Raw genomic sequence first — 11,858 nt, forward strand, 5'->3', positions numbered from 1 at the left:
TCCTGGGTTCTCCGAGCGCCGCCCCCTGTCCGGGCGTGCGCGTGCCTAGACCCTAGGGGGAAGTCCGGCCGGTGGCACCCCCTGGCGACCGGCGGATCGCCGGTGTCGCCGACCGTTCACCGCAGGGTCGCCCGCCGGCGGGTCAGGAGAGGCAGCGGGGACCGAGGAGGACCTTGAGGTCACCGAAGAGCGCCGCGTCGGCGTTGACCCGGTAGGCGGGGTCGAGCCGGATCTCGACCGACCGCCCCGGCTTGAGCAGCTTGAGGTGCACCTCGGTGGTGCCCGGGTGGTTGGTGAGGACGCCCTTGAGCTCCTCGATGCGCTGCGCCGTGGCCCGGGCGGTCTCCATCGTCACGACGACCGGACCGCGCGGGCCCTCGCTGACGTCGGGGAGGGTGAGCTCCTGGGCGTAGATCGAGACCGAGTCGTCGCGCCGGTTGAGCTTGCCGCGCACGACGGCGATCTGGTCCTGCTGGAGCATCGAGGAGACCGTCATGTAGGTGCTCGGGAAGAAGAGGCACTCGATCGAGCCGGCGAGGTCCTCGACGGTGGCGATGGCCCAGAGGTCGCCCTTCTTGGTCCGCTTGATCTGCAGGCCGGTGATGAGGCCGGCGACGGTGACCATCGCGCCCTCGGGGCGGCCGCCCTCGTCGGCGGTCAGCGAGGCGATCTGGGTGTCGGCGTGGGCGCTGAGCACGTGCTCGACGCCGAAGAGCGGGTGGTCGGAGACGTAGAGCCCGAGCATCTCGCGCTCGAAGGAGAGCAGCGTCTGCTTGTCCCACTCGACGCCCGGCACCGGGGCGAGCCCCATGAGGTCGCCGCCCCCGCCGCCGGAACCGCCGTCGTCGCCGAAGGCCCCGAAGAGGCTGTCCTGCCCGATCGCCTCCTGGCGCTTGACCGCGACGAAGGCGTCGACGTACTCCTCGTGGATGCGGACCAGGCCCATCCGGGTCTCGGCGAGGCCGTCGAAGGCGCCGCCCTTGATGAGCGACTCGATGGTGCGCTTGTTGCACACGACCGCGGGCACCTTGGACATGAAGTCGCGGAACGAGGTGAACCGGCCCTTCTCCTCGCGCGCCTGGATGATCGCCTCGACGACGTTGTGGCCGACGTTGCGGATGGCGTGCAGGCCGAAGCGGATGTCGGTGCCGACGGCGGCGAACTGGCCGACCGAGTCGTTGACGTCCGGCGGGAGCACCTTGATGCCCATCCGGCGGCACTCGCCGAGGTAGAGGGCCGACTTGTCCTTGTCGTCGCCGACGCTCGTGAGCAGCGCGGCCATGTACTCGGCCGGGTAGTTGGCCTTGAGGTAGCCGGTCCAGTACGAGACGAGGCCGTAGGCGGCGGTGTGCGCCTTGTTGAACGCGTAGTCGGAGAACGGGACGAGGACGCCCCACAGCGCCGCGACCGAGGCCTCGGTGTAGCCGTTCTTCTTCATGCCGTCGGAGAACGGCACGTACTCCTTGTCGAGGACCTCCTTCTTCTTCTTGCCCATCGCGCGCCGGAGGAGGTCGGCGTTGCCGAGCGTGTACCCGGCGAGCTTCTGGGCGATCTCCATGACCTGCTCCTGGTAGATCACCAGGCCGTAGGTGGTGCCGAGGATGGGCTCGAGGGCCTGCACCATCTCCGGCTGGAGCTTGCCCTTCAGCTGCGGGTCGAGCGGGATGAGCTCCTGCTTGCCGTTCTTGCGCAGCGCGAAGTTCGTGTGAGCGTTGACGCCCATCGGGCCCGGCCGGTAGAGCGCGAGGGCCGCGGAGATGTCCTCGAAGTTGTCCGGCTGCATGAGCTTGAGCAGGGTGCGCATGCCGCCACCGTCGAGCTGGAAGACCCCGAGGGTGTCGCCGCGGGCCAGCAGGTCGTAGGTGGGCTTGTCGGTCATGTCCTTGGACAGGGCGTCGAGGTCGATCTCCTCGCCCCGGTTGGCGCGCACGTTGGCGATGGCGTCGTCGAGGATGGTGAGGTTGCGCAGCCCGAGGAAGTCCATCTTGACCAGGCCGAGGTTCTCGCAGCTCGGGTAGTCGAACTGGGTGATGACCTGCCCGTCCTGGAGGCGCCGCATGATCGGGATGACGTCGATGAGCGGCTCGCTGGACATGATGACGCCGGCGGCGTGCACGCCCCACTGGCGCTTCAGGCCCTCGAGGCCCTTGGCGGTCTCGACGACCTCCTGGAGGTGCTGCTCGGTCTGGACGAGCTCGCGGAACTCCTTGCCCTCGCCGTAGCGCGGGTGCTCGGGGTCGTAGATGCCCGAGAGCGGCACGCCCTTGCCCATGACGTCCGGCGGCATCGCCTTGGTCAGCTGCTCGCCGACCGCGAACGGGTGGCCCATGACCCGGGCGGAGTCCTTGACCGCCTGCTTGGCCTTGATCGTGCCGTAGGTGACGATCTGCGCGACCCGCTCGGCCCCGTACTTCTCGGTGACGTACTTGATGACCTCGCCCCGCCGGCGCTCGTCGAAGTCGACGTCGAAGTCGGGCATCGAGGCGCGCTCGGGGTTGAGGAAGCGCTCGAAGATCAGGCCGTGGGGGATGGGGTCGAGGTCGGTGATCTTCATCGCGTACGCGCACATCGACCCCGCACCCGAGCCACGGCCCGGGCCCACCCGGATGCCGTTCTCCTTGGCCCAGGTGATGAAGTCGGCGACGACGAGGAAGTACCCCGGGTAGCCCTTGGAGATGATGACGTCGGCCTCGTACTCGGCCTGCTTGCGCGCGTACTCGGGGACGCCCTCGGGGAAGCGCTCGCGCAACCCCTTCTCGACCTCCTTGACGAACCAGCTCTGCTCGTTCTCGCCCGGGGGGCACGGGAAGCGCGGCATGTACCGCCCCTCGCCCTCGGTGAAGGAGATGTCGCACATCTCGGCGATGAGGAGGGTGTTGTCGCAGGCCTCGGGGAGCTCGCGCCAGGTGTGGCGCATCTCGGCGGGGCTCTTGAGGTAGAAGTCGTCGGCGTCGAACTTGAACCGGCCCGGGTCCATCATCGTCGAGCCGGACTGGACGCACAGGAGCGCGCCGTGCGCCTTGGCGTCCTCGGGGCTCGTGTAGTGCAGGTCGTTGGTGGCCACGAGCGGCAGGCCGAGCTCGCGGGCCAGGCGCAGGAGGTCCTGCTGGACACGGCGCTCGATGTCGAGGCCGTGGTCCATCAGCTCGCAGAAGAAGTTCTCGGCGCCGAAGATGTCGCGGAAGTCGGAGGCCGCCTGCTTCGCGAGGTCGTACTGGCCGAGGCGGATGCGGGTCTGGATCTCGCCGGACGGGCAGCCGGTGGTGGCGATGATGCCCTTGCCGTAGCGGTCGAGGAGCTCGCGGTCGACGCGCGGCCACTTGGCGTAGACCTGGTCGAGGGAGGCCTGGCTGTCCATCCGGAAGAGGTTGTGCAGGCCGGTGTTGTCGCGGGCCAGCAGCGTCATGTGCGTGTAGGCGCCCGACCCGGAGACGTCGTCACCGGGACGGGTGCGCTCGTCGCCCCACTTGACGCGGGTCTTGTCGGTGCGGTGGGTACCGGGCGTGACGTAGGCCTCGACGCCGATGATCGGCTTGACGCCGGTGCCCTGGGCCTTCTTCCAGAACTCGTAGGCCCCGAAGACGTAGCCGTGGTCGGTGGTGGCCAGGGCCGGCATGCCCATCTCGGCGGCCCGGGTGAAGAGGTCGCCGATGCGCGCCGCGCCGTCGAGCATCGAGTACTCGGTGTGGACGTGCAGGTGCACGAACGAGTCGCCCGTCGAGGACGACGTGGGGCTCGGGGTCGGGGCGGCGGGGGTGGACATCGCGGACCATCCTAGGTCGCCCCGGGGACACCCTCGGCGTGTCGTCGGCCGTGTCGCGGGACCGCCCGCGATCGGCCGCTCAGAGTCGGTCGAGGGCGTCCTGGAGGTCCTGCGGGTAGCCGCTCTCGAAGGTGACCCACTCCCCCGACCCGGGGTGCTCGAACCCGAGCCCGACGGCGTGCAGCCACTGCCGCTCCAGGCCGAGCCGCTTCGCGAGCGTCGGGTCCGCGCCGTAGGTCTGGTCGCCGACGCAGGGGTGGCGCACGGCGGCCATGTGCACGCGGATCTGGTGGGTGCGACCGGTCTCGAGGTGGATCTCGAGCAGGCTCGCGTGCCGGAACGCCTCGAGCAGCTCGTAGTGGGTCACGGCGTGCTTGCCGGAGTCCATGACCGCGAACCGGTAGTCGTGGCCCGGGTGGCGGCCGATCGGGGCGTCGATGGTGCCGACGAGCGGGTCCGGGAGGCCCTGGACGAGCGTGTGGTAGGTCTTGTCGACCCGGCGCTCCTTGAAGGCCCGCTTGAGGACGCTGTAGCCGCGCTCGCTCTTGCAGACGACCATGAGGCCGCTGGTGCCGACGTCGAGGCGCGAGACGATGCCCTGGCGCTCGCTCGCCCCGCTCGTCGAGATGCGGTAGCCGGCGGCCTTGAGGCCGGCGAGCACGTTGGGCCCGGTCCAGCCGACGCTCGGGTGCGCGGCGACACCCACGGGCTTGTCGACGACGACGATGTCGTCGTCGTCGTGGACGACCCGCATCCCGGGCACCGGCTCGGCGACGACCTCGAGGGTCGGGCTCGTGGGACCGCTCGGGATCGAGACCTCGAGCATGTCGCCGGCGCTGACCCGGTGGCTCTTCCCGACGCTCGTCGCGTTGACGCTCACCTCGCCGGCGGCCGCGAGGTCGGCGGCCCGGGTGCGCGAGAGGCCGAAGAGCCGGGCGATGGCGGCGTCGACCCGCTCGCCCTCGAGCCCGTCCGGCACGAGGACGGTGCGCTGGTCAGCCATCCGCGGGCTCCGCCCCGTGCTCGGCGTCGCGCCGCGACCCCAGGGGGACCCCGCGGTAGGCGAGGACCATGACCACCCCGGCCGCGACGACGATGGCGATGTCCGCGACGTTGCCGACGAACCAGCCGAAGTAGTCGATGAAGTCGACGACGTGGCCCCGCCCCGGCCCGGGCTCGCGGACCAGCCGGTCGACGAGGTTGCCGACGGCACCACCGAGCAGGAGCCCGAGCGGGATGGCCCAGCCCCGGTTGTCGACCCGGCGGACGGCGACGAGCACCCACCCGAGGATGACGAGCGAGACGAGGGTGAGCACCCACGTCGAGCCGTCGCCGAGGGAGAACGCGGCCCCGGGGTTGCGGATGAGGTTGAGGCGGATCGCCGATCCCACGAGGTCGACCGGCTCGCCCGGGGTCAGGCGCGCGAGGGCCCACGCCTTGGTGCCCTGGTCGAGCACGAGGACGACCGCGGCGATCGTCAGGAGGAGCGCGCGCAGCCGGCTTCGTCCCTCGGGCGAGGGGTCGGGTGCGGGGCTCGGGGTGGGGTCGGCGCCCGTCAGCGGCGCTCCTGCTTCGTCTTGCATGGCATGCACAGGGTCGCACGAGGTGCGGCCTGGAGCCGCATCTTGCCGATCGGGTTGCCGCAGGACTCGCAGGTGCCGTAGGTGCCGTCGTCGAGGCGGGCGAGGGCGTGCTCGGTCTGCTCGAGCATCTCGCGGGCGTTGTTGGCCAGCGAGATCTCCTGCTCGCGCTCGTAGGTCTTCGCCCCGGCGTCGGCCTGGTCGTCACCCGCGCCGTCGCCGGAGTCGCGCATGAGGTCGACGAGGTCGGACTGGGCGTGGGCGAGCTCGTCACGCAGCTGGGCGACGTCGGCCTCGAGCTCGGCACGGACCTCGCGCAGCTCGGCCGCGGTCCACGGCGACTCGTCCTCCCGGACCGGCAGCGAGCCGGGCGTGACCCGACGCGCCGTCTTCTTCGCCGGCGCAGCCTTCGTCGCCGCCGTCTTGGCGGGCGCGGCCTTCTTCGCCGGCGCAGCCTTCTTCGCCGGCGCGGCCTTGGTCACCGCCTTCTTGGCGGGCGCGGCCTTGGTCACCGCCTTCTTGGCGGGCGCGGCCTTGGTCACCGCCTTCTTGGCGGGCGCGGCCTTGGTCACCGCCTTCTTGGCGGGCGCGGCCTTGGTGGCCGCCTTCTTGGCGGGCGCAGCCTTCTTGGCGGGCGCGGCCTTCTTGGCGGGCGCGGCCTTCGTCGCCGCCTTCTTCGCCGGCGCAGCCTTCTTCGCGGGCGCGGCCTTGGTGGCCGCCTTCTTCGCCGGCGCAGCCTTCTTCGCGGGCGCGGCCTTCGTCGCCGCCTTCTTGGCAGGCGCGGCCTTCTTCGCCGGCGCCGCCTTCTTCGCCGGCGCAGCCTTCTTCGCCGGCGCAGCCTTCTTCGCGGGCGCGGCCTTCGTCGCCGCCTTCTTCGCCGGCGTCGCCTTCGTGGCCGGCGCGGCCTTCCCGTTCCCGCCGCCCGAGGCCCCCCGGACCGCCGAGCGCGCGCGCGCCGCAGCGGTGGAGGTGGTCTTCTTCGCGGCCGACAGCGCCCGCTTCACAACCATGACACGAACCTCTTCAGGGTGAGGACGGGCCCGTGCGGCCCGCCCGGTGCTCGGAGGATACGGCGTGTCGCGGGTGTCTCGCTCGCGCGAAACGCCGCGACGACCAGTGCTCTTGCCCCAACGACGAAGGGCCCGGGAAGTTCCCGGGCCCTTCGTGTGTCGTGCCGGTCAGCTCTGCGGCTCGTGCTGCGGCTGCGCCGCCTCCTCGGCCGGAGCCGCCGCCTCGTCGCCGCCGACGTTCTTGAGGTCGGCGAGCTGGGCCTGGATGTAGTCGTGCAGGCGGGCGCGGTAGTCGCGCTCGAAGCCCCGCAGCTCCTCGATCTTGCGCTCGAGCAGGCTGCGCTCGCGGCCCAGCTCCTCGAGGATCGAGGCCTTCTTCTGCTGCGCCTCGGCGACCATCCCCGTCGAGCGCTCCCGGGCCTCGGTGAGCATCTCGTCGCGCTGGGTCGTCGCGGTGCCGATCATCTCGTCCCGCTGGGCCGTCGCCGTCGAGACGAGCTCGTCGTGCTGCGACTGACCCGTCGACACGAGCTCGTCGTGGCGGGCCTGGCCGGTGGTGATGAGCTCCTCGTGCTTGCGCTGGGCGGTGCCGAGCAGCTCGTCGTGCTTGCGCTGGCCCTCGGAGATCAGCTCGTCGCGCTTGCTCTCACCGGCGGCGACGTGCTCGTCGTGGAGGCGCTGCGCGAGGGCGATGACCCCCGCCGCGCTGGCGCCGCCACCGGCGCCCGCGAGGGCGGCCGCACCGAGACCGGCGTCGCCTTGAGCCGGAGCGGCCTGGGCGGCGGAGGCGCGCTGCTCGGCCTCCTGGAGCTGGGACTCGAGCTGCTGGACCCGCTGCTCGGCCGCCGCCACGCGCTCGTCGGCGTCGCGGCGCGACTCCTCGAGCCGGGTCTCGAGGAGCGAGACCTGCTCGTCGACGGCCGCACCCTGCTGCTCGCGGTGCGAGGCGAGGGCGGCGACGTGCTCGTCGCGCTCGCCGGCCGCCGCCGCGGCCTGCTGGCGCGCCTCGTCGAGCTGGGTCTCGAGCTCACCGATGCGGGTCTCGAGCCCGGCGGCGTGCCGCTCGAGCTGCGAGGCGTGGTTCTCGAACTCCCCGGCGCGACGCTCGGCGTCGGCGACGCGGGCGTCGACGTCGCCGCTGGCCCCGCGCAGGGCCTCGATCTCGGTGTCGCGCTGCTGGAGCAGCTGCTCGAGCTCGGCGGTGCGGTCGGTGAGCTGGGTGACGGTGCCCTGGAGCTGGCTCACCGTGCCCTGGAGCTCGGCCGCGCGGGCCTCGCCGTCACCGCTCTGGCCCTCGAACTCGCCGAGCTTGGCGGTGAGCTCGCTGCGGGTGCCCTCGAGCTCGGAGACGCGGGAGGCCAGCGTGGCGTTCTTGGAGCGCAGCTCCTCGAGCTCGCGGCTGCTGTCGGCGTCCGGGCGGGCGAAGGCGGTCGTCGGGGCCATCCCCTTGCCCTCGCGGCAGCTCGAGAGCTCGCCGCGGAGGTCCTCGCCCTCCTTGGACATCCGCCGCATCTCGGCGACGATGTCGTCGAGGAAGTCGTCGACCTCGCGCTCGTCGTAGCCACGACGGAACTGGGTCTGGGTGAACGTCTTGTTGAGGACGTCCTCGGGCGAGAGAGCCATGGTCAACTCCTGGTGGCCGGTGGGGTCACGGGACGGGACCTCCGGACGCGCGACGTCGCGGGACCGGGGGTCCGTGCCGACACCCTACCCGGTGACGGGGCTGGCGTGACGGATGTGGCGTGACGTGACCGTGGACGTGCTCAGCGGCCGAGGCTGGAGAGGACCGAGTAGAGGATGATCACGCCGAGGAAGAGGACCATGAACGACAGGTCGACCGACACCGCTCCGAGGCGCAGCGGCGGGATCACCTTGCGCAGCGCCCGCAGCGGGGGCTCGGTGAGCGTGTAGACCGGCTCGGCGACGAGCAGCACCGGACCGCGGGGACGCCACTCGCGGGCGAAGATGCGGATCCAGTCGAAGACCACCCGGCCGATGAGCACGACGAGGTACAGGAAGACCACGAAGGCGAGGACGGCGAAGGCGGCACGCATGGAGGCAGTGTGACCCATCGACCCGTGCGGGTCGTGGTCGGGTCCTGGGACGTCGCTGTCAGCTCTGGTTGAAGACGCCCCGGCCGGTGACGGCCACCGGGCCCTCCTCGGCGGTGACCTCGACGGTCTCCGGCGAGAGGAGGAAGACCTTGGAGGTCACCCGCTCGATCGAGCCGTGGAGGCCGAACACGAGGCCGGCCGCGAAGTCGACGAGCCGCTTGGCGTCGGAGTCGCCCATGTCCGTGAGGTTCATGATGACCGGCACGCCGTCGCGGAAGTTCTCGCCGATGGTCTTGGCCTCGTTGTACGTCCGCGGGTGGATCGTCGTGATCCGCGAGACGCTGCCGGCGTCGTGGGTGCGGACGACCTCGGCGACGGGACGGCGCGTCGGCAGCGGCGTCACCTCGGCACCGCGGTGCTCGGTGCGCTCGTCGACCTCGGGCTCGTCGTAGCCGTCGTAGTACTCGTCGTCGTAGTGGCCCTGGTCCTCGGCGAGGCCCAGGTAGACCATCGTCTTGCGCAGCGCGCCAGCCATCACGTGCTCCTCGGTCGTCGGGCCCCGTCGGTCAGGACCGTGCGTCGTGACCGAAGTTACCGGTGTGACTCACGAGATCCGAGGATTGCCGAGCCGACACGCAGGTGTGTCGCGCCCTCGGCGACGGCGTCCTCGAGGTCGGCGCTCATCCCCGCCGAGACCCAGCGAGCCCCGGGATGCTGTGCACGCAGCGTCTCCGAGAGCTCGCGCAGCCGGGCGAAGGCCGGTCGGGGCGGCTGGCCGAGCGGTGCCACGGCCATGAGCCCGCGCAGCCGCAGGTGCGCGCTCCCGGCGACGGCGTCGGCGAGGGCGGCGACCTCGTCGGGGCGCGCTCCCCCGCGCCCGGCGCCGTCGTCGAGCCCGACCTGGACGAGGACGTCGAGGGTGCGCCCGTGCCGCTCCGCGCCGCGGTCGAGGGCGCCGACGAGCTTGGCCCGGTCGAGCGAGTGCACGACGTCGGCGTAGCCCGCGACCGAGCCGGCCTTGTTGCTCTGGAGCTGGCCGACGAAGTGGACGGTGAGCCGGTCGCGGTGGGCCAGCTCGGCGACCTTGGCCGCGGCCTCCTGGTCGCGGTTCTCGCCGACGTCGGTGACGCCGAGGTCGGCGAGCAGGTCGACGTCGCTCGCCGGGAAGAACTTCGTGACGGCGACGAGGGTCGGCTCGTCGGTGCGACCGGCGGCGGCGCAGGCGGCCGCGACCCGGTCGCGGACCGCGGCGAGCCGGTCGGCGAGCTCGTCGCGCCGCGTCGTCACGACGCCCTCGCGACGACGCCGGCGAACCGGCCCGTCGTGCGGGACGCCCTGTAGGAGAACAGGTCCGGGCTCTCGCGCGTGCAGCCCGGGACCCACGTGACGCCGACCCCGAGGTCGCGCAGCTGCGACACGACCCCCGCGGCGACGTCGACGGCCGGCGTGCCGGTCCACGACACGGTCGCGCTGACGGGGGCGACCGCGGCGGCCGCGTCACGCATCTCGGCGGGCACCTCGTAGCAGCGTCCGCACACCGAGGGGCCGACGACGGCGTCGAGCTCCTGCGCCCCGAGGTCGCGCATCGCCGCGACGGCGGCGGGCACGACCCCGGCCACCATCCCTGGGCGGCCGGCGTGGACGGCCGCGACGACCCCGCCGGGACTCGCGAGGAGGACGGGCACGCAGTCGGCGACGAGCACCGCGAGGGCGAGGTCCGTGGCGGTCGTGACGAGCGCGTCGCAACGCGGGGCGACCTCGGGGACGTGGTCGACGACGGTTACGTCGGCGCCGTGGCACTGCTCCATCCAGACGACCGGGTGACCGACGGCGGCCCCGAACCGGCGACGGTTCTCGGCGACGTCGGCCGGGTCGTCCTCGACGTGGAGTCCGAGGTTGAGGCCCTGCCACGGACCGCGGCTCACTCCCCCGGGCCGGCCGGTCAGCGCGCGCCGCGCACCGTTGCTCGTCTCGTCCCAGGTGAACACGGACCCACCGTAGACGGCGGCGGGGGCGGGCCGGTGTCCCGGTCCGCCCCCGCCGAAGGTGCTGCGGTCGTGCTCCTACTTGAGGAAGTCGGGCACGTCGAGGTCGTCGTTCTCGTCGAAGGTCACCGTGCGCGGCGGCTGGCTGCGCGCCGGCTCCGGCGTGGTCGACTCGCGCTCGGTGCGCACGGCCGGCTCGTCGTCGGTGCGCGGCTCGGAGCGGGTCGGGGTCGTGTCGTGCACCGGGGTCGGGAACGGCGCGGGCGGGACCGGCGCCGGCGTCGCGGCGGGGACCGCCGGCGCGGCACCCGGGCTCGGCGGGGCCGCCGGGGTGGACGGCACGGACGGCGGCGGCACGGCCGGGGTCGCCGGCGCGGCCGGGCGGCCCTGGATGGTGCCGAGGGCCCGGTCGTCGGCCCGGCGCACCGGGGCGCCCCCGTCGAAGCCGGCCGCGATGACGGTGACGCGCACCTCGTCGCCGAGGGCGTCGTCGATGACCGCGCCGAAGATGATGTTCGCCTCGGGGTGCGCGGCCTCCTGGACGAGGCGCGCGGCCTCGTTGATCTCGAAGAGGCCGAGGTCGCTGCCGCCCTGGATGGAGAGCAGCACGCCGTGCGCGCCGTCGATGCTCGCCTCGAGGAGCGGGCTGGAGATGGCGAGCTCGGCGGCCTGCACCGCGCGGTCCTCGCCGCGCGCCGAGCCGATGCCCATGAGGGCCGAGCCGGCGCCCTGCATCACCGACTTGACGTCGGCGAAGTCGAGGTTGATCAGGCCCGGCGTCGTGATGAGGTCGGTGATGCCCTGGACACCGGAGAGGAGCACCTGGTCGGCGGAGCGGAACGCGTCGAGCATCGAGACGCCGCGGTCGCTGATCGAGAGCAGCCGGTCGTTCGGGATGACGATGAGGGTGTCGACCTCCTCGCGCAGCGCGGCGATGCCGGTCTCGGCCTGGTTCGCGCGACGCCGGCCCTCGAAGGTGAACGGGCGCGTGACGACGCCGATGGTCAGCGCGCCGAGGCCCTTGGCGATGCGCGCGACGACCGGTGCGCCACCGGTGCCCGTGCCACCGCCCTCGCCGGCGGTGACGAAGACCATGTCGGCCCCCTTGAGGACCTCCTCGATCTCCTCGGCGTGGTCCTCGGCGGCCTTCTTGCCGACCTCGGGGTCGGCGCCGGCGCCGAGGCCGCGCGTCAGCTCGCGACCGACGTCGAGCTTGACGTCGGCGTCGCTCATGAGGAGGGCCTGCGCATCGGTGTTGACCGCGATGAACTCGACGCCCTTGAGGCCGACCTCGATCATCCGGTTGATGGCGTTGACACCGCCGCCGCCGATGCCGACGACCTTGATGACGGCGAGGTAGTTCTGGGGTGATGCCACGGGTACGGCCTTCCACTGTCGGTCACGGCGTGCAGGAGACCGGGGTAACCCTCAACCTCTGGTGGAGGGTTACGGTTCGGTCACGGTTC

At 72.3% G+C, this 11,858-nt stretch carries 10 protein-coding genes; all 10 read right to left on the reverse strand.

The features are described 5' to 3' along the window. Positions 1-142 precede the first annotated feature (142 nt). Positions 143-3,763, reverse strand: coding sequence for a DNA polymerase III subunit alpha (dnaE, locus tag JQN70_RS07395; protein WP_204130687.1), 3,621 nt, complete (start codon positions 3,761-3,763; stop codon positions 143-145). 79 nt (positions 3,764-3,842) lie between these two features. Then, positions 3,843-4,766 carry an RluA family pseudouridine synthase gene (locus JQN70_RS07400; RefSeq protein ID WP_204130688.1) on the reverse strand — a complete coding sequence of 308 codons (924 nt, stop codon included), beginning with the start codon at positions 4,764-4,766 and terminating at the stop codon, positions 3,843-3,845. Further along, positions 4,759-5,346, reverse strand: coding sequence for a signal peptidase II (lspA, locus tag JQN70_RS07405; protein ID WP_204130689.1), 588 nt, complete (start codon positions 5,344-5,346; stop codon positions 4,759-4,761). Before lspA ends, JQN70_RS07400 begins: the two co-directional genes overlap by 8 nt. Continuing rightward, positions 5,319-6,353, reverse strand: a complete 1,035-nt coding sequence (locus JQN70_RS07410; protein WP_204130690.1) for a TraR/DksA family transcriptional regulator — start codon at positions 6,351-6,353, stop codon at positions 5,319-5,321. Before JQN70_RS07410 ends, lspA begins: the two co-directional genes overlap by 28 nt. A gap of 168 nt (positions 6,354-6,521) precedes the next feature. Next, positions 6,522-7,976 (reverse strand): DivIVA domain-containing protein, encoded by a 1,455-nt coding sequence (locus JQN70_RS07415; protein ID WP_204130691.1) that lies wholly within the window; start codon positions 7,974-7,976, stop codon positions 6,522-6,524. A gap of 140 nt (positions 7,977-8,116) precedes the next feature. Beyond that, positions 8,117-8,407, reverse strand: a complete 291-nt coding sequence (locus tag JQN70_RS07420; RefSeq protein ID WP_204130692.1) for a YggT family protein — start codon at positions 8,405-8,407, stop codon at positions 8,117-8,119. Between the two features lie 58 nt (positions 8,408-8,465). Next, the gene (locus JQN70_RS07425; protein WP_204130693.1) at positions 8,466-8,942 is read right to left on the reverse strand and encodes a cell division protein SepF; all 477 of its coding nucleotides are present in this window, start codon (positions 8,940-8,942) and stop codon (positions 8,466-8,468) included. 56 nt (positions 8,943-8,998) lie between these two features. Then, positions 8,999-9,694, reverse strand: a complete 696-nt coding sequence (locus JQN70_RS07430; protein WP_204130694.1) for a YggS family pyridoxal phosphate-dependent enzyme — start codon at positions 9,692-9,694, stop codon at positions 8,999-9,001. After that, positions 9,691-10,395, reverse strand: coding sequence for a peptidoglycan editing factor PgeF (pgeF, locus tag JQN70_RS07435; RefSeq protein ID WP_204130695.1), 705 nt, complete (start codon positions 10,393-10,395; stop codon positions 9,691-9,693). The genes JQN70_RS07430 and pgeF overlap by 4 nt, the downstream gene beginning before the upstream one ends. Before the next feature lie 75 nt (positions 10,396-10,470). After that, complete coding sequence (gene ftsZ / locus JQN70_RS07440) at positions 10,471-11,769, reverse strand: cell division protein FtsZ (RefSeq protein ID WP_204130696.1); 1,299 nt, start codon at positions 11,767-11,769, stop codon at positions 10,471-10,473. Positions 11,770-11,858: the final 89 nt, after the last annotated feature.

The organism is Phycicoccus sonneratiae (assembly GCF_016887965.1).
GTDB lineage: Bacteria > Actinomycetota > Actinomycetes > Actinomycetales > Dermatophilaceae > Phycicoccus > Phycicoccus sonneratiae.

Bases quoted from the DNA above. Each gene is read 5' to 3' on its own strand.
- JQN70_RS07425 (WP_204130693.1), bottom strand. From the start codon at position 8,942: ATGGCTGGCGCGCTGCGCAAGACGATGGTCTACCTGGGCCTCGCCGAG.
- dnaE (WP_204130687.1), bottom strand. From the start codon at position 3,763: ATGTCCACCCCCGCCGCCCCGACCCCGAGCCCCACGTCGTCCTCGACG.
- JQN70_RS07400 (WP_204130688.1), bottom strand. From the start codon at position 4,766: ATGGCTGACCAGCGCACCGTCCTCGTGCCGGACGGGCTCGAGGGCGAG.
- JQN70_RS07415 (WP_204130691.1), bottom strand. From the start codon at position 7,976: ATGGCTCTCTCGCCCGAGGACGTCCTCAACAAGACGTTCACCCAGACC.
- JQN70_RS07420 (WP_204130692.1), bottom strand. From the start codon at position 8,407: ATGCGTGCCGCCTTCGCCGTCCTCGCCTTCGTGGTCTTCCTGTACCTC.
- JQN70_RS07410 (WP_204130690.1), bottom strand. From the start codon at position 6,353: ATGGTTGTGAAGCGGGCGCTGTCGGCCGCGAAGAAGACCACCTCCACC.
- lspA (WP_204130689.1), bottom strand. From the start codon at position 5,346: ATGCAAGACGAAGCAGGAGCGCCGCTGACGGGCGCCGACCCCACCCCG.